We start from the raw sequence: 17,310 nt of genomic DNA, 5'->3' as shown, positions 1-17,310 counted from the left end.
TCCAGAGCTAGGTTTCAGCCAAATAAAGTTCTCATTTCCGGATAAGTCTATTAGAAAAAATGTGAGTTCTGCTGAACCGAAATGCAGTTTAACTGAGGCAAGCTAGCAGAAGCATCTTAAAGGAATAAATTTATGGCTCGTCAAAAACGTACATCCCGCGTTTTAGAAAAAGCTCAATTAAGATCCTCTGGACTGAAATCAATTGTTCCAAACATCAAATATGATGAAGATTATAGTTTGGAAAAACTGATTGAGTTAACCGATCAGTTGCGTATCAAAATTGATGTTTATAATACGGCTCTGTCTGTGGTTGACTCTACTAAAACTGAAATTGAAGAGATGGAAAAAAACTTGAGTCAGCTTTCTGAGAAGATGCTGATGGTGGTTGCTATCAAGTACGGCAAAGATAGCCGCGAATATGAGATGGCGGGTGGTGTTCGCAATAGCGATCGCGCTCGCAAAATCAGGTCGAGCCGCTTGAAAAATGTTGCAGAACAAGTCTTAGATGAGAATGCTAAAACTGCATAGTAGTGGCGTGGCAAGGCTCATACGTGTCAACTTAAGATTAAAACCAGCCTAGAACCAGAGCTTTTAGCAGATTATCTCCTTATCTCGTTCCCAGTCTGGGACTGGGAAGGCCCCTCATTGAGGCTCCGCCTCCGTAACTTGCGGCAGAGCTACCAGGATCTGCATTTCTAGGCAGAGGCTCTTAACGAGATTTCACCCACGATATTCAAGAAGCTTTTATTTTAGCATCGAGAATTGGTTTAATGTGTGGCGGAGAATTGGTAGTATTGGGGACAACAGATGAATTTATGCGATCGCAACACCCAGAAAGCCTTGCCTTTCTTCAATGTCTGCGTTCGGTGCCAAACACTTTATGAAAAATTTCTTCCTCGTTAAGTATGCCCCAGAAATTCTTCAGCATACTCTTGAACATCTATTTTTGGTAGGCATTGCCATTGGAATTGCCATACTTGTAGGCATTCCATTAGGTATTTTAATTACACGTAAAACTTATCTCCGTCAACCAATTCTTGGCATAGCAAACATTCTCCAAACTATTCCTAGTTTGGCGCTGTTTGGCTTACTTATTCCTGTTCCCATAATTGGCGGAATTGGGGCAGTACCAGCAATTGTTGCCCTAATTGTATACTCCTTACTGCCAATAATTCGTAACACTTACACAGGTATTACTAGCGTAGATCCAGCCATTCGGGAAGCTGGGAGAGGCATGGGGATGACAGATAGACAATTATTATTACAAGTTGAGATTCCCTTGGCAATGGGAGTAATTTTAGCAGGAGTGCGAGTAGCAACAGTAATTGCCATTGGTATTGCAACCATTGCAGCAGCAATTGGTGCTGGTGGTTTGGGAGTATTTATTTTTCGGGGGATATCAGTAGTGAATGATCAGTTAATTTTAGCTGGTGCAGTTCCGGCGGCGGTAATTGCATTACTGGCTGATTTTGCAATTGGCTGGTTAGAGAATAAATTAAAAATTAAAAATTAATGAAAAGATTTTTAACACTTTGCTCTTTAATTTTTGCCTTGTTACTGGTAATCACTAGTTGCACGCCAAATTTAAATAGTAGCAGCAATGGGAATATTATTGTTGCTTCCAAAGATTTTACTGAACAAGATATTTTAGGGGAACTGTTAGCACAGCAAATCGAGGCAACAACTAATTTAAAAGTGGATCGTCGCCCGCGTTTGGGTGGTTCTTTTGTTTGTCATAGTGCTATTACTGCTGGTAAAATTGATGCATATATAGAGTATACAGGCACAGCTTTTACTGGAATCTTAAAGCAAAAAGCAGTTAATGATCCTAAAGAAGTTTATGAAAAGCTAAAACAAGCTTATGCCCAGCAATTCAATTTGGAAGTAATGCCAAGCTTGGGTTTTGAAAACACTTTTGCGATGATTGTCCGGGGTGAAGATGCCAGACGTTACAACATTCAAACTCTCTCCGAAGCTACTCAATATACACCACAATGGCGGGGTGGTTTCGGCTACGAATTTTTAGAACGGGAAGATGGTTTTCCAGGATTAGCTAAAACTTACAATTTACGTTTTGCTAAACCACCGCAAATCATGGACTTAGGTTTAATATATCGTGCTTTGATTCAAAAACAGGTGGATATGGTAGCGGGTAATTCCACTGACGGACAGATTTCTCGCTTGGGTTTAATTGTACTAAAGGATGATAAACACTATTTTCCTCCTTACGAACCTGTGCCAATTGTCCGACAAGAAACTTTAAAAAAATATCCCGAATTAAGGAAAGCGATCGCTCAACTTACCGGCAAGATTTCAGCAAATGAAATGCGACAACTAAACTATTTAGTCGAGGGTGAATTACGTGATATTAAAGATGTTGTCCAAGAGTTTCGGAAATCGAAGGGATTAGGTTTATCTTCAGGATAGGGAAGATGCAATCGCCTATAGTGTTTCTGTGTTGAGTCGAATACAGACCTAACAAGAACAGTCCCTTCCCGCGTTGGCGAGTAAAATTCAAAGTTTCTCTCCTTTTAAGAGAGAGGTCAGAGTATATAGTTTCCTGTCTAATGTTGTTCGCGCAAAAAGTTCCTTAACCACCTAATTGCTTCACTTGTTGTTTGCTCATTTGCAATTTGCAGACATTGCTGCACAAGTTCTCTGACATTAGGAAAGTAGCTGCTTTCTGTAAGCACATAAGTTTCTGCCTGGAATCTATAAATTAATAACCGATTACTTTTTAGCATCCAAACTTCTGGCACTCGATAAGGTAAGTAATCATTAATGTCGGTGTAGCTTGTCACATCTATTTCAATTACTAAATCTGGTGGTGGTTCTGACTGCCAATCAATTCTTTTTTTGCCGACTACTGCTCTCCAATTTTCAATGTAAAAGCAATAGTCTGGTTCAATACCACTAATCTCTGGCAAGCTCATAGTGATGGGCGTAAATGAGTCGTATCTTTGCTCTAAACGATCTAGCAAAACCTTAGCAATATCTGCCAACAAGCTCACATCTCTTCCATGCTCTGGTAGCGGTGCCATCAGTAAAATTTCTCCTCTCCGATACTTAATGCGAGGTAAGGAGCGATCGCTTAGTTGCTGACTCAATACTTGATAGTCTTGCCAATCTCCTAAAAGTTTTAACACTGCGCCAGGTGGCAACTCGATTCTTTCTCGTGTAATTATGGTATCCATATCCGGCTATTTTACTAATTATCGAATAGTTTTTAATAGGGGCACAGCAATGAGTATTGTTGTGCCCCTACAAAGCTTTTATAACGTTTCAGAATCACATGAGGTACATCTTAGCTCCCTCCTCGCTTGCCTACGGTGTACACACAAGTCTGAAATAGCTGATTAACCAAGATTTTACCCCACCCTAACCCTCCCCTTGCAAAGGGGAACCACTGGCTCCCCAAGACCGCGCTGCCTCTCCTTTGCGGTTCGTTTTTTTCATGATTTTGCGTAAGTCCTGTTGGTATTAGCCCACACAGGCGGGGATGTTGAACCCTCTTGGCTCTAAGCTAAATCAAAAAGCAAGATTTCTGCGCCGATTTTAGTGCTAATTTCTAACTGTTCTTCGCCATTGATTTGCACGCCATCACCGGCTCTGAGTTCCTCGCCATTCAAGTTAACTATACCTCGCCCTACTTGTAACCAGGCATAACGATCAGGTTTGACTTGATAATTGACAACATCACCATCCTCTAAAACAGATACGTATAAATCAATATCTTGGTGAATTATTACAGCACCATCGCGCCCATCTTTAGCAGCAATTAAGCGGAGTTTGCCTTGCTTTTCTTCCAGAGGAAAAGTTTTTTGTTCATACCTTGGTGTCAGCTCGTTTTCATCAGGAAGAATCCAGATTTGTAGCAAGTGTAGTGGTTCAGTTGGTGAGGGATTAAATTCGCTGTGGCTGATCCCAGTTCCAGCACTCATGATTTGGGCATCACCAGGGCGAATCACCGACCCCGTACCTAAGCTGTCTTTATGCTCTACAGCACCTTCTAAAACATAGGTGAGGATTTCCATATCGCGATGACTGTGCGTAGGAAATCCAGCACCAGGGGCGATGCGATCGTCGTTGATCACTCGCAGAGAGCGAAATCCCATGCGGTTGGGATCGTAAAAACTACCGAATGAAAATGTGTGATAACTATCCAGCCAGCCTGTTTGAGCGTGACCGCGTGCATTGCGATCGTGAATTAGATGGCTAATTGTATTTTGAGACATAGTTAACCTCGCTGTTAATTAGTTTTGAGTGTCAAAAAATTAAGTATTTAATTGCGAATTACTTTTGAACTATTTAAATAATAAAACATACACATATAAAATGAAAAGTACGCACTTAAAAGTGGCGTACTTACCAAAAATATACTGTGAAATTTTTATTTAAATCATTGAACAATAAAGATTCATCATTTCAAGCTTTGATTAATCATTACTTTCATGGTAAACAGATCCGCACTGTCGGGGTAAGGCGCATTGCTGATGAGTATCAACTTCAGATAAAGGCCAGTCTAAAACAAGCTTTTACAGATTGTCTCGTTCCCAGTTTCCGACTCTTATTGCATTCCGAGAGGGCTGCCGCCTCAAGACTTGCGGCAGAGCCGCAATGAGCAGCATTTCCAGCCAGAGGCTGGAAACGAGGTTTTGGCTTAAGTTGACATGAATAAGCATTGCGCTTTCCCCCTACGACAGATCGGTTTTCCTACCAAACATATTTAGTATTTTCTGTCAATGCGTAAACCTTGAGCTTGCCTTGTTGCTCGACTACTAACCCCGACAATCTTAATTCAATTTGTTCAGCAGTACCATCAGCAGGAATTTCGCCTTGACTTAAAATTTGCTGGTATAACTCTAATAATCTACCTGTACGTTTTTCATTTCTGTACAAGATGCGATCGCGAATCGTTCTCAAATGCTCAGGTTCATTTTGAGATTCCCAATTCTCAACAATGTGCGACCTTACTACTTGCTCAACCGATGAAAATCTTTGAGCAGTTGACTCCAAAACTATAAACTGACACAGCTTTTCCGTGAGAAACGGTTGGCCACCTGTCCATTTAAAGGAATTAATGAATATAGTGGGAGGACATCCTTATCTGCTGCGGTTAGCAATGTACGAAGTTTACACTACAAAGGTAACGCTAAAGCAGCTATTACAAGATGCTCCGACAGAAGCAGGAATTTATAGCAACCATCTGCGGTGGTACTTAGAGATGCTGCACTCGGAAGAGGCTCAAGGTTTAAAACAAGCGTTAAAAAAGGTGGTCACTTCACTTGAGCCAGTGGAATTAGATTCAATGCAGATTTATAAGTTGCACAGTATGGGATTAGTGCACCAACAGGAAAATCAGGTAATGCCTAGATGCAATTTGTACCGTGAGTATTTCCGCAGAGTGTTGTAAGTACCCATCCGTCAGCCCCAACTCTTGGAGACGCTACGCGAACGGGGAAGTCAAAAGTCAAAAGTCACGCAAAAATAAATTTTCCATAATTTGCTATAAGAACTTGAACATTTCGGCACTGGATTACCTTTTGTATACGAAAACCACGCAAAGACGCTAATAAGGATTAAATAACCACAAAGTTGTTTTCGGTTAGTGTCACACCACCAGATAGTTGTGCAAATTTTACCTGAGTAAATGCACCTGCACTGCCATCAAGGTCAAAATACAGTCCACCTGTAATATTGTTATAGATAAATCGTTGATTGCTTGTCGTTGCAGATGTTCCGAGGGTAAACTGGCTAGCTGAGAGTGAACCTATTGATAACCCGCCACCAAAACCAGCAGCCGATACCTGAATCAATTCATTAGTCGCGTCGAAGTCATAAATAGTGTCAATGCCTTCATTGTAACTATTGAAAGCAAAAGTATCAGTACCATTATTTCCATAGAGGATGTCATTACCAAAACCACCTGTGAGGATATCATTGCCATTGCCACCATAAAGGGTGTTATTGCCTAATGCGCCATAGGCGGAGAGAGTATCATTGCCATCATCCCCAGAGAGTAGGTTCTTGCCTATTGAATAATCAACAATCAAGTTATCATTACCAGCACCACCGTTGAGGGTGTTATTGCCTGAGTCCCTGCGATAAACTCCTTGGCCGTCGTCGCCGTTCACGTCGTACTTGTAGCCAGAGGCAGAGAGATAATCATTGCCATTATCTCCAGAGAGCAGATTATCGCCTGATGAATAGTCAACATTCAAGTTATCGTCACCAGCGCCACCGTTAAGGGTGTTATTGCCAGTGGTTTTATAAAAAGATCCTCCGTAGCCGTAGCCGTAGCTAGAGCCGGAGAGAGAATCATTGCCATCGCCTCCAGAGAGCAGATTAGCGCCTCGTGAATAGTCAACATTCAAGTAATCGTTACCAGTATCACCGTTGAGGGTGTTATTACCTGAGCAGTTATCAAACCTGTAGCCCTCGAAATCAGAGGCAAAGATAGAATCATTGCCATCGCCTCCAGAGAGCAGATTATTGCCTGTTGAAATGTTAGCACTCAAGTAATCGTCATTAGCGCCACCGTTGAGGGTGTTATTACCATTGGCAAGATTGACGGAGAGAGAGTCATTGCCATCGCCACCATCTAGTAAGTTATCGTTTTTTGAAAAGTAAGCACTCAAGGTATCGTTACCAGCACCACCGTTGAGGGTGTTATTACCAGATACATCAGGATCGTAGTAGCCACCAGCGACGGAGAGATAATCATTGCCATTGCCACCATCCAATAGGTTATCGCCTGGTGAACCGTCAGCACTTAAGCTATCGTTACCAGCACCACCGTTGAGGGTGTTATTACCAGTCACCACATTGCCGTTGTAGTCACCTAAAGCCGAGAGAGAATCATTGCCATCGCCACCTAAAAGCAGGTTATTGCCTGGTGAAGAGTCAACATTCAAGCTATCCTTCCCAGCGCCACCAATGAGAGTATTATTCCCCGCATCATCCCGCAGGTAGTCGTTACCAGTACCACCGTCGAGGATGTCATTCCCCGCACCACCAATGAGAGTATCATTCCCCGCACCACCCCGTAGCAAGTCGTTGCCACTCAAGCCATCGATTTTGTCATTACCTCCCTGACCATTGATGACATCATTTGAGTCGTCTAAACCCGTAATGTTGTTGTCAAGGTCATTGAGAAAAGTTACCGTGTTCTTAATGCCCAAACTAGTATCAGTGGAGTTGGCATCAAGGACATTAAAATTGTCCGTGATACTAGTTTGCCCATTAAACAGGATATTAGCGATCGCTGGTATTGTTGAAGAAGCTTTCAGATTCTCCAAATTTTCTAATTTGAAGTTTTGCAAGATGACTTTTGCACCACCTACCCCTTCAAAGGTGATTTCCAGATTGCTCCCATTCTGGGTAAGCAGCAGATTTTGGGGAGTGAAACCAGCACCAAGGAATTTGATGGTATCCACTTCAGCAATGACTGCTGGTGTGGGGTTTATCCCTTTACCAATGCCACCGAAATCGGTGATCGTATCAGTGCCGTCGCCCAAATTGTAAATAAATGTATCTTTACCGCCACCACCAATCAAGGTGTCGTCACCCTTGTTTGCTGTGATGGTATCGTTACCTGCTTTACCGTTAATCGTGTCCGGTAAGTTGCTGCCTACTAGCGTGTCATTACCGTTGCTTCCAATGATATTTGTCATAAATTTTATCTTCTAATTAGAGCATAAGAACTTGCCAAGAGTTGACGCTTTCGGCATACTTTTACTTTTATGTCACCTTTGAGGGACAGTAATTTCTCTCGAAAATCTTCTCAGTTAACCAGCTTGCAAGCTGCTTGCAACTAGCAGCTATTTAAATATCAGGTTCTTCAGTACTTCTTATGCAAAATTATTAATTAAATATCAAAACTAGGCTTAAAAATAAAGGTCAAAAACCCAAATCAGTGCCAAACCCCTAAAATCTTAGTAAATAATGTTCATTTTTCTTGGATATTTTGGATTTCATCGCTTTTGTAAAGGTAATTTGGCATCATAAGCTTGTAATGAAGATCCAAATAAGCATTGTTGCCATTCTGGTTCAACAGGAGATTTTTGGCAGTTACAGTAGTTTTCATGTATTTGAACCACATCTATCGTAGGGGCATAGCAATGCTCATCCGTGTCAACTTAACGTGAAAGTTAGTCTAGAACCAGCTTTTAGAGATTGTCTCGAAAAGAAGTCTCTGAGTGGGAATGCCTATGCGGGGGCTGCCGCCTCAAGAAAGACCGGCAGAGCTGCAATGAGCAACATTTCCAGCCTCTGGCTGGAAACGATGTTTTAAAAGGGTTTTGGCTTAAGTTGACACCAATGAGCTTTTCTGTGCCCCTACGGGGTGTTCTATTTACCTGAAAACAGCTGTAAGTAGGTAGGCGTAATTAAATATAAGATCAAACCTCACCCTCTATCTCTCTCCTTAGGGATTTCCAAGAAATAAATTATCCAATTTTACGCCCATCAAAACGACTTTCTCTCCCCCTACCCCCTGCCCTCAAAGCGATGGGATATTTTTTTGTTTGGAAGTCCCTTAGTAAGGAGAGGCAAGCCGGAGGCAGACTGAGGTTTTATATTTAATTTGACCCACTTACTTACGATTAAACAACCACAAAATTCTTTTCGGTTAGTGTCACACTACCAGAGAATTGTACAAATTTTACCTGAGCAAATGCAGCTGCACTGCCATCTTGGTCAAAATACAATGCACCTGTAGTATTGTCATAAATAAATCCTTGAGCGATCGTCGTTGCAGATGTCGCGATCGTAAACTGATTAGCTAAGAGTGAACCTATTGATAAACCGCCATTAAAACTAGCAGCCGATACCTGAATTAGTTCATTGGTGGCGTTGAAGTCATAAATACTATCAACACTTTCATAGTAACTATTGAAAACAAAGGTATCAGTACCAGTTCCTCCATAGAGACTATCATTACCCTCGCCACCTGTGAGGATATCATTGCCATCATCCCCAGAGAGTAGGTTATTACCTGAATAGCTAGCACTCAAGCTATCATTACCTGCACCGCCAATAATCGTATCATTGCCATCGCCCCCAGAGAGCAGGTTATTGCCTATTGAACCGCCAGCAGCCAAGGTATCGTCACCAGCGCCACCGTTGAGGGTGTTATTGCCAAACGATCAAGAGTTGCTGGAGGAGAAGGAGTACTCGCCGCTACCTGCATACTGATAGCCAGAGATGTCAAGAGAATCATTGCCATCGCCCCCAGAGAGCAGGTTATCGCCTTTTGAACCACTAGCACTCAAGGTATCGTTCCCTGCACCACCGTTGAGGGTATTATTGTCCGCCTCGTTGCTGCTCACTAGAGCTAGAGTATCATTACTGTTGGTTCCAATGATATTTGCCATAACTTTTACCTACCTAAATCGATTTTTTCAGTAACTTTAAGTTGTCCTGGGTTGGACTACATTTATACTAGTATGAGCAAGAGCAAGCGATCGCCTGCCAATATCTTATATCTAAGCCAGAATCGTTATAGATTACTAGAATTCCAAACGCAGAGATGATCCGACTTAGCCAAGAACACTTGCAAACCATCCGCACCTATGCCGAAAGCATTTACCCAGACGAGTGCTGCGGTATAATTTTGGGCTATCTGGCTGATGAAAGTAAAACTGTGGTAGAAGTCATGCCAACAGAAAATGTCTGGAATACAGAAGCGGCTGCTGAGTTTCCAGGGGAACGCACAACAGAAAGTAAAAGACGGCAATATGCGATCGCACCGGAAATTATGTTAAAAACACAAAAGGAAGCACGCGTTAGCGAGGCTGGCTCACTGAACATTATCGGCATTTTTCACTCCCACCCAGATCATCCTGCTATCCCTTCAGAATGCGATCGCCTATACGCTTGGCAGGGATACTCGTATATAATAGTTTCCGTCCAAAAGGGCAAAGCTGGAGAACTCCGAAGCTGGAGCCTTGATGATACTCATCAGTTCCAAGCAGAGGCAATTGAAAATATAATTTAATTGCTTAGTTTAAAAACAGTCACTCATAGCGGTTTTCGCCGCCAGCACGGATGAAAATTCGTCTTCCCCACTCCCTACTCCCTATCTGTATAAGAGATACAGTTTTTCGATAGGATTAATATTCCGCTTTCCCACATCATAACTGCTATGCTCAACCCCAATCTGGATGAAATCCAGTTGACCAAAGACGATTACGAACGCTACTCCCGACATTTGATTTTGCCGGAAGTAGGACTAGAAGGACAGAAGCGCCTGAAAGCCGCCAGTGTACTGTGTATCGGTACAGGTGGACTAGGTTCACCACTACTTTTATATTTGGCGGCGGCGGGTATTGGACGCATCGGGATTGTCGATTTCGATGTTGTCGATACTTCCAATCTGCAACGCCAAGTAATCCACGGTACATCCTGGGTGGGTAAACCCAAGATTGAATCGGCAAAAACCCGCATTCACGAGATTAACCCCTATTGTCAGGTTGATTTATACGAAACTCGCCTGAGTTCTGAAAACGCCCTGGAAATTCTCCAACCTTATGATATCGTGGTGGATGGTACTGATAACTTCCCCACCAGATATCTAGTTAACGATGCCTGCGTATTGCTAAATAAGCCCAACGTCTACGGTTCAATTTTACGCTTTGAAGGGCAAGCTACTGTATTTAACTACGAAGGTGGGCCGAATTATCGTGACCTTTTCCCAGAACCACCACCACCAGGAATGGTTCCCTCTTGTGCAGAAGGTGGGGTATTGGGAATTTTGCCAGGAATTATTGGTTTAATCCAAGCGACTGAAACTGTTAAAATCGTTCTAGGACAAGGTAACACTCTAAGTGGACGATTGCTACTATACAACGCCTTAGAAATGAAATTCCGGGAGTTGAAGCTGCGTCCTAACCCGATTCGCCCAATAATTGAAAAACTGATAGACTATGAACAATTCTGCGGGATTCCACAAGCTAAGGCAGAGGAGGCAAAACAGCAGATGGAAAGTCAAGAAATGACCGTCAAGGATTTGAAGGAATTGCTGGATAGTGGTGCGAAGGATTTTGTACTACTGGATGTCCGCAACCCTAATGAGTACGACATTGCCAAGATTCCTGGTTCAGTGTTGGTGCCCTTACCAGACATTGAAAATGGCAATGGCGTTGCTAAGGTGAAGGAAATATTGAACGGTCATCGTTTAATTGCTCATTGTAAGATGGGCGGGCGATCGGCAAAAGCCCTCGCCATCCTCAAGGAAGCTGGGATTGTTGGGACGAATGTCAAAGGCGGAATTACCGCTTGGAGTCGAGAAATCGATCCGTCAGTTCCAGAGTATTAAAAAGGCTTTAGGTAGCTGAGGAAAACGCAGAGGTACGCAAAGTTATTCTCTGCGTACCTCTGCATTTAAAACCTGACTTTCTGAATTACGAATTAGTCTTAGCTACAGGTTTAACCTGACTCAACAAATTGTGTAGTTTTTCGCCTTCAATCACCTCTGTTTCTAACAGTTGAGTAGCGATCGCTTCTAGCAAGTCTCGATTCTGTCTGAGAATCTCTAGGGCTTGTTCGTGGGCTGTTTCCACGATTTCCTTGACTTCGTTATCAATCGCTTTTGATGTGTCTTCACTCACTGCCCGCCGGGGATTAGTAGCACCATTACCCAAGAACATTGCTTGTTGTCCTTGTTGGTAAGCCAATGGCCCTAAAACTTTGCTCATACCATAAGCTGTTACCATCCGTTCTGCCAAGTCAGTTGCTCGTTGCAAATCGTTGGAAGCACCTGTTGTAATACTGTTAAATACAATCTCTTCAGCAGAACGTCCACCTAACAGAGTCGCAATCTGGCCCCGCAGTTCATCTTCATTCAGCAAAAAGCGGTCTTCAGTTGGTAATTGCAGAGTGTAGCCCAAAGCTGCCATCCCACGGGGAATAATCGAAATCTTTTCTACACGACCGTTTCCGGTTGTTAGCGCCCCGATCATTGCGTGACCAACTTCATGGTATGCAACAATTTTTTTCTCAGTCTCGTTCATCACCCGACTCTTTTTCTCTAAACCGGCGACTACCCGCTCAATTGCTTCAGCAAAGTCTTCTTGAGCAACACTTTGACGGAGATTGCGAGCTGCCAATAATGCCGCTTCATTCACCAAATTTGCCAAATCTGCGCCAGCAAAACCAGGGGTACGAGTAGCGATCGCTTTTAAATTTACATCATCTCCTAATTTTACCTTTTGAGCGTGAATCTTGAGAATTGCTTCACGATCAGATAAATCGGGACGGTCTACCAACACTTGGCGGTCAAAGCGGCCTGGACGCAGCAATGCCGGGTCTAGTACTTCCGGGCGGTTGGTAGCTGCTAGCACAATTACCGTTGCATCCCCAGCTGCAAACCCATCCATCTCTGTTAATAACTGGTTGAGGGTCTGTTCTCGTTCATCGTTACCACCGTAGAAGCCGTTACTGCTACGAGACTTACCGATCGCATCCAACTCATCAATGAATACAATACAGGGAGCCTGTTTCTTTGCCTGTTCAAATAAATCCCGGACTCTGGAAGAACCCACACCGACAAACAGTTCCACAAACTCTGAACCAGAGATACTGAAGAATGGAACTCCTGCTTCCCCAGCTACGGCTTTGGCTAAAAGTGTTTTACCAGTACCTGGAGGGCCAACTAACAACACACCTTTGGGAATCCTAGCGCCAATTTGCGTAAACCGTGCCGGAGTCTTGAGGAAATCTACAATTTCCACTAACTCAGTTTTCGCTTCTTCTACCCCAGCCACATCTGCGAAGGTAATCTTAGCTGATTCGCCTTCAACGTAAACCTTAGCTTTGCTCTTACCAATGGAGAGAACACCTTGGGGGCCACCACCACCGCCACCACGGGCGACAAAGAACTGCCAAATGCCAATGAAAATCAGTGGTGGAATCACCCAACTCAAGAGGGTTGTAAACCAAGTATTCTTCGGTGGAGGTGTAGCAGCGAATTCAACTCCCTTTTGTTCTAGCAGTTTGGGTAACTCTAAATCAAAGATTGGTGTAGTTGCAAACACCTGTCCCGGCTCGGCATTTTCTGTTTTTAGTTGGTATGTGATTTGGTTTTGACCAACAGAAACGCGGCTGACTTCCCCTTCTTGTACTTGATGAATAAATAGACTATAGGGAACACCCGCAGGCCCAGAAGCAAATAAACCAGGCAAAAATAAATTTAAGAGCAGGAATAACCCTGATACTGCCAGCAATATATTTGCAATGATCCGAAACCGAGGTGACTTAGGCTGTTCTTTAATTGCCATAGATGTTACCAATCCTTAGAATGAAAACTGTTGAGAATATGACTTTCTGGGAAAGTCCGCTATTAAGCATCCAAATAGTTGAAGCAGCAGCTTATGCTGTTTCTAACCAATCAAAAATTTGGGCTAACTGATCGAGCGTTACCAGCCCATACTGCCAGAGGGTCATGGCCAGGAAGTTGGGGGTCTGCTCACAATGCCGTAAGGCGAGAGAAATTGCTCCGCCAGAAATACCTAACTCTTCCTCTAAAAAATGCACCAATTGATCTATAGCTTTCATAGCAATATTAAACAATGTTAATTAAGTCTTATTTTTGACTTCCTTAAGAGCTTGCGGGCAAGGATTGGGGGTAGATTGCTTTGCTGATGGGCAATTAGACGGACATCATATAACCTACATCACGAGGTGCGATGGGGTATCCGCCCACCGCAGGCAATGTTTACAATGGTCACTGAGCTTGCCGTACCCCTACGGAGAAGCAAGCTATGCGGAGCGTCTCGTAGAGAAGTGCGAGCTACACCTACGCAAAGTTGTTGAGTTTGTCTTGATCGTCAAGGATACTATCACTTCTGATAATTTCTTCGATTTAGCAATGTTTCCAGCCTTTTTTAATTTATGTAACTAAACTTAACAATTAAATTAATCTTTGAGAACTAACTAGCAAATACGGTTTACCGTACTCAAAGAATTAACACCACTGGAAATTAGAGAACTTTAGTGGAGAGAACGCTGTCAAAGAAGACGCACAGATTGTGAGACGCAAATAAAAGTCCCTGTGTCCTCTTCCATCTCTCCGTGTTATATTCATTTTTCACCAATAATTTATATAATTAGATAGATGCATACACGATCTGGAGAGAGCAATGTCTACGACGGTCACTGACTTGTACTGAGCGCAGCGATGCACTGAGCTGTCGAAGTGTCGAAGTAGCTTTGTCGTTCGCGCAGCGTCTCGTAGAGAAGTGCGGGCTGTGACGCTCCTGCGTCGCTAACGCGACGCTATCGGTGACGCAAAAAATTTACTTGGCACGTCATAAAGTTAATTTTGACTTTATCATAATTTCACTTAGCCTATTGACACTGCTTATATATTCATAGGAGTATCTAAGTGTTTTAAAAGATATGAAAACAATTTAAAGATTTTAAAGTCAAATCCTTTGACCATAATTCGTAATTGAATTTCTGGCGTTGCAGAGAAAGCGGGATAATTTTGCTAGTTTTGTGGGATGGGCAAGATGCCCATCCCTTGTATTTCGGGGCGGGCTTTTCCGCATACGTGTCAACTTAACGTGAAAGTTAGTCTAGAAGCAGCATTTAGAGATTATCTCGTTCCCAGTCTCTGACTCTTAATGCATTGTAAGAGGCTCCGCCTCAAAACTTGTGACAGAGCCGCGATGAGGTGCATTTCCAGCCAGAGGCTGGAAACGAGGTTTTAAAAGGCTTTCACGTTAAGTTGACACGTATGCACAGATGTATGCCCCTACTTGGAACCCAAAACTTCAAGTTTTGAACCTTAACGCCGACTCCCTGACTAACAATAAATAAACACAGGAGAAAATCATGGCTAATTCATCATTCAATCTTGGTAATCTCTCTGATCTGAATGGCACTAATGGCTTCGCCATCAACGGCATTGCTGATGATGACAACTCAGGCTACTCAGTCAGCAATGCAGGGGACATCAACAACGATGGCATTGACGACCTGATTATTGGGGCACCTGATGCCGACCTCAACGGCAAATTTTATGTAGGGCAAAGCTATGTGGTGTTTGGGGGAACGAATCTGGGCAGTGGCGGCACCTTCAACCTCTCTTCTTTGAATGGCACTAACGGCTTTTTAATTAACGGCATTGCTGAGAATGAGGAATTAGGCTCCTCAGTCAGCAATGCGGGGGACATCAACGGTGATGGCATTAATGACCTGATTATTGGGGCAGAATATAGCTTTGAGAGCTATGTAGTGTTTGGGGGAACGAATTTGGGCAGTGGCGGCACTTTCGACCTCTCTTCTTTGAATGGCACTAATGGCTTTTTAATTAACGGTATTACAGCAAGCTCCTCAGTCAGCAATGCGGGGGACGTCAACGGTGATGGCATTGACGACCTGATTATTGGGACACCATATGCCTCTAGCTATGTAGTGTTTGGGGGAAAGAATCTGGGTAGTGGCGGCACTTTCGACCTCTCTTCTTTGAATGGCACTAATGGCTTTATAATTAACGGCATTGCACCAAGGTTCTTAGTCAGCAATGCGGGGGACATCAACGGTGATGGCATTGACGACCTGATTATTGGGGCACCATATGCCTCCCCCAATCGCATCTCTAATGCTGGGCAAAGCTATGTGGTGTTTGGGAGAACGAATCTGGGCAGTGGCGGCACCCTCAACCTCTCTTCTTTGAATGGCACTAATGGCTTTATAATTAACGGCATTGCGGCATCTGACTACTCAGGCTCGTCAGTCAGCAATGCGGGGGACATCAACGGTGATGGCATTGACGACCTGATTATTGGGGCACCATATGCCTCCCCCAATCGCATCTCTAATGCTGGGCAAAGCTATGTGGTGTTTGGGAGAACGAATCTGGGCAGTGGCGGCACCCTCAACCTCTCTTCTTTGAATGGCACTAATGGCTTTTTAATTAACGGCTTTGCTATCTCTGACTACTCAGGCTTCTCAGTCAGTAAGGCGGGGGACATCAACAACGATGGCATTGACGACCTGATTATTGGGGCACGACGCGCTGAAGCGAATGGCGACTCTACTATTGGGAAAAGCTATGTGGTGTTTGGGAGGAAGAATCTGGGCAGTGGCGGCATCCTCGACCTCTCTTCTCTGAATGGCACTAATGGCTTTTTCATTAACGCGATTGCAGCAGGTGACTACTTAGGCTACTCAGTCAGCAACGCAGGGGACATCAACAACGATGGCATTGGCGACTTGATTATTGGGGCACCTAATGGCGATCGCAACGGCAAGTATGATGCTGGGCAAAGCTATGTGGTGTTTGGGGGGACGAATATTGGGAGTGGCAGCACCCCTCCTAGTCTGACTGGAACTCGCGATGCAGATAACTTATTTGGCACGCCTAGCAACAACATCATTGATGGGTTAACCGGTAATGATACCCTAACAGGCAACGGCGGTCAAGATAAATTTATTATCCGCCTTGGTGATGGCGATGACACCATCACCGATTTTGGCGGCATTGGTAAAGGCACAAACCCATCGGCGGCAGTGATTGCCTCCTTGGACACTTTGCAATTTACAGGTAGTGGTTTGACTGCCGAAAATTTACAATTAACTCAAAATGATAACAATTTAGAAGTCACTTTTGAAAATGTGGGTTTTACCAAAGTCATTCTGCAAAACTTCAAACTAGAAAACCTGGATAACCTCGCAGCAAGAGGTTCACAACCTGCACTTGGCAATATCCTGTTTGATGGGCAAACCAACATTACCGATAATTTTGATGTCTTCGATACTAACTCCACTCAAACTAGTATCTTCAATAAGAACACGGTGACTTTCCTCAATGAACTCAACAATAACATCACGGGTTTTAACAACTCCGCTGATATTATTAATGGTCAAGGAGGTGACGACATGATTGACGGCAAGAGTGGCAATGACTTACTGCGGGGTGGTACAGGCAATGATACCCTTGTCGGTGGCGCAGGCGCCGTTCCTTTCTTCAACCTGTCCTCCTTGAATGGCACGAATGGCTTTATTATTAACGGCATTGCAGCAGATGACAAATCAGGCTACTCAGTTAGTAATGCGGGGGACATAAACAACGATGGCATCGACGACCTGATTATTGGAGCACCACAAAATGGCTCCCCCGACGGTTTTTATGGTGTTGGGAAAAGTTATGTGGTGTTTGGGGGGACGAATCTGGGCAGTGGCGGCACCTTAGACCTCTCTTCTTTGGATGGCACTAATGGCTTTTTGATTAACGGCATTGGTGATATAGGAATCCTATTTGAGTTTTGAACAAGCTCCGTACATCTGAAGAGTGGCAAAGTCAAA

The 17,310-nt window shown here is 43.6% G+C and carries 14 protein-coding genes and 2 pseudogenes; 7 read left to right on the top strand and 9 right to left on the bottom strand.

What is annotated here, in order from left to right; translation table 11 throughout:
• The first annotated feature begins 132 nt into the window (after window positions 1–132).
• From PUQ00_RS28070 to PUQ00_RS28055, 3 genes are all read left to right on the top strand, one after another.
• A complete protein-coding gene (locus tag PUQ00_RS28070) occupies window positions 133–528 on the top strand; it encodes a hypothetical protein (RefSeq protein WP_300422749.1) in 396 nt (131 codons plus the stop codon).
• A gap of 352 nt (window positions 529–880) precedes the next feature.
• On the top strand, window positions 881–1,513 hold the full coding sequence (locus PUQ00_RS28060; protein WP_300422748.1) for an ABC transporter permease: 633 nt from the start codon (window positions 881–883) through the stop codon (window positions 1,511–1,513).
• Window positions 1,513–2,427 carry a glycine betaine ABC transporter substrate-binding protein gene (locus PUQ00_RS28055; protein ID WP_300422746.1) on the top strand — a complete coding sequence of 305 codons (915 nt, stop codon included), beginning with the start codon at window positions 1,513–1,515 and terminating at the stop codon, window positions 2,425–2,427. The genes PUQ00_RS28060 and PUQ00_RS28055 overlap by 1 nt, the downstream gene beginning before the upstream one ends.
• A 137-nt stretch (window positions 2,428–2,564) precedes the next feature.
• Here PUQ00_RS28055 and PUQ00_RS28050 read toward each other — a convergent pair whose 3' ends face one another.
• The 3 genes and pseudogenes from PUQ00_RS28050 to PUQ00_RS28040 all read right to left on the bottom strand — a co-directional run.
• The gene (locus PUQ00_RS28050; protein ID WP_300422745.1) at window positions 2,565–3,194 is read right to left on the bottom strand and encodes a Uma2 family endonuclease; all 630 of its coding nucleotides are present in this window, start codon (window positions 3,192–3,194) and stop codon (window positions 2,565–2,567) included.
• Between the two features lie 324 nt (window positions 3,195–3,518).
• A complete protein-coding gene (locus PUQ00_RS28045) occupies window positions 3,519–4,235 on the bottom strand; it encodes a pirin family protein (protein ID WP_300422743.1) in 717 nt (238 codons plus the stop codon).
• Between the two features lie 511 nt (window positions 4,236–4,746).
• A pseudogene (locus PUQ00_RS28040) lies at window positions 4,747–5,067 on the bottom strand (molecular chaperone TorD); the annotation flags it as partial.
• Window positions 5,068–5,080: 13 nt separating this feature from the next.
• On the opposite strand from PUQ00_RS28040, the gene PUQ00_RS28035 reads away from it, so the two are divergent.
• Window positions 5,081–5,413 carry an AAA-like domain-containing protein gene (locus tag PUQ00_RS28035; protein ID WP_300422741.1) on the top strand — a complete coding sequence of 111 codons (333 nt, stop codon included), beginning with the start codon at window positions 5,081–5,083 and terminating at the stop codon, window positions 5,411–5,413.
• A gap of 166 nt (window positions 5,414–5,579) precedes the next feature.
• Here PUQ00_RS28035 and PUQ00_RS28030 read toward each other — a convergent pair whose 3' ends face one another.
• The 4 genes and pseudogenes from PUQ00_RS28030 to PUQ00_RS28015 form a co-directional block, all read right to left on the bottom strand.
• The gene (locus PUQ00_RS28030) at window positions 5,580–7,673 is read right to left on the bottom strand and encodes a calcium-binding protein (protein WP_300422739.1); all 2,094 of its coding nucleotides are present in this window, start codon (window positions 7,671–7,673) and stop codon (window positions 5,580–5,582) included.
• Between the two features lie 930 nt (window positions 7,674–8,603).
• Complete coding sequence (locus PUQ00_RS28025) at window positions 8,604–9,101, bottom strand: hypothetical protein (protein WP_335029736.1); 498 nt, start codon at window positions 9,099–9,101, stop codon at window positions 8,604–8,606.
• A pseudogene (locus tag PUQ00_RS32955) lies at window positions 9,087–9,140 on the bottom strand (hypothetical protein); the annotation flags it as partial. The pseudogene PUQ00_RS32955 and the gene PUQ00_RS28025, both read right to left, overlap by 15 nt.
• A 6-nt stretch (window positions 9,141–9,146) precedes the next feature.
• The gene (locus PUQ00_RS28015) at window positions 9,147–9,374 is read right to left on the bottom strand and encodes a hypothetical protein (protein ID WP_300422737.1); all 228 of its coding nucleotides are present in this window, start codon (window positions 9,372–9,374) and stop codon (window positions 9,147–9,149) included.
• Window positions 9,375–9,529: 155 nt separating this feature from the next.
• Between PUQ00_RS28015 and PUQ00_RS28010 the strand changes: the two genes are divergently transcribed.
• Window positions 9,530–9,997 (top strand): M67 family metallopeptidase, encoded by a 468-nt coding sequence (locus PUQ00_RS28010; RefSeq protein ID WP_300422735.1) that lies wholly within the window; start codon window positions 9,530–9,532, stop codon window positions 9,995–9,997.
• 147 nt (window positions 9,998–10,144) lie between these two features.
• Window positions 10,145–11,317 carry a molybdopterin-synthase adenylyltransferase MoeB gene (gene moeB, locus PUQ00_RS28005; protein ID WP_300422734.1) on the top strand — a complete coding sequence of 391 codons (1,173 nt, stop codon included), beginning with the start codon at window positions 10,145–10,147 and terminating at the stop codon, window positions 11,315–11,317.
• 85 nt (window positions 11,318–11,402) lie between these two features.
• Here moeB and ftsH4 read toward each other — a convergent pair whose 3' ends face one another.
• Together ftsH4 and PUQ00_RS27995 are read right to left on the bottom strand one after the other, a co-directional pair.
• Entirely contained in the window at window positions 11,403–13,277 is a 1,875-nt protein-coding gene (ftsH4, locus tag PUQ00_RS28000) for an ATP-dependent zinc metalloprotease FtsH4 (protein ID WP_300422732.1), read from the bottom strand.
• Window positions 13,278–13,368: 91 nt separating this feature from the next.
• Entirely contained in the window at window positions 13,369–13,554 is a 186-nt protein-coding gene (locus tag PUQ00_RS27995) for a DUF2949 domain-containing protein (RefSeq protein WP_300422730.1), read from the bottom strand.
• Window positions 13,555–14,835: 1,281 nt separating this feature from the next.
• Between PUQ00_RS27995 and PUQ00_RS27990 the strand changes: the two genes are divergently transcribed.
• Window positions 14,836–17,274, top strand: a complete 2,439-nt coding sequence (locus PUQ00_RS27990) for an integrin alpha (protein ID WP_300422729.1) — start codon at window positions 14,836–14,838, stop codon at window positions 17,272–17,274.
• Window positions 17,275–17,310 lie beyond the last annotated feature (36 nt).

The sequence above is a fragment of the Nostoc sp. S13 genome (assembly GCF_029379315.1).
Classification (GTDB): domain Bacteria; phylum Cyanobacteriota; class Cyanobacteriia; order Cyanobacteriales; family Nostocaceae; genus Nostoc.
This window is presented reverse-complemented; position numbering and strand designations above follow the sequence as displayed.

Bases quoted from the DNA above. Each gene is read 5' to 3' on its own strand.
- PUQ00_RS28010 (WP_300422735.1), top strand. From the start codon at position 9,530: ATGATCCGACTTAGCCAAGAACACTTGCAAACCATCCGCACCTATGCC.
- PUQ00_RS28070 (WP_300422749.1), top strand. From the start codon at position 133: ATGGCTCGTCAAAAACGTACATCCCGCGTTTTAGAAAAAGCTCAATTA.
- ftsH4 (WP_300422732.1), bottom strand. From the start codon at position 13,277: ATGGCAATTAAAGAACAGCCTAAGTCACCTCGGTTTCGGATCATTGCA.
- PUQ00_RS28050 (WP_300422745.1), bottom strand. From the start codon at position 3,194: ATGGATACCATAATTACACGAGAAAGAATCGAGTTGCCACCTGGCGCA.
- PUQ00_RS27995 (WP_300422730.1), bottom strand. From the start codon at position 13,554: ATGAAAGCTATAGATCAATTGGTGCATTTTTTAGAGGAAGAGTTAGGT.
- PUQ00_RS28030 (WP_300422739.1), bottom strand. From the start codon at position 7,673: ATGACAAATATCATTGGAAGCAACGGTAATGACACGCTAGTAGGCAGC.
- PUQ00_RS28060 (WP_300422748.1), top strand. From the start codon at position 881: ATGAAAAATTTCTTCCTCGTTAAGTATGCCCCAGAAATTCTTCAGCAT.
- PUQ00_RS28035 (WP_300422741.1), top strand. From the start codon at position 5,081: ATGAATATAGTGGGAGGACATCCTTATCTGCTGCGGTTAGCAATGTAC.
- PUQ00_RS28015 (WP_300422737.1), bottom strand. From the start codon at position 9,374: ATGGCAAATATCATTGGAACCAACAGTAATGATACTCTAGCTCTAGTG.
- PUQ00_RS28055 (WP_300422746.1), top strand. From the start codon at position 1,513: ATGAAAAGATTTTTAACACTTTGCTCTTTAATTTTTGCCTTGTTACTG.
- PUQ00_RS28045 (WP_300422743.1), bottom strand. From the start codon at position 4,235: ATGTCTCAAAATACAATTAGCCATCTAATTCACGATCGCAATGCACGC.
- PUQ00_RS27990 (WP_300422729.1), top strand. From the start codon at position 14,836: ATGGCTAATTCATCATTCAATCTTGGTAATCTCTCTGATCTGAATGGC.
- moeB (WP_300422734.1), top strand. From the start codon at position 10,145: ATGCTCAACCCCAATCTGGATGAAATCCAGTTGACCAAAGACGATTAC.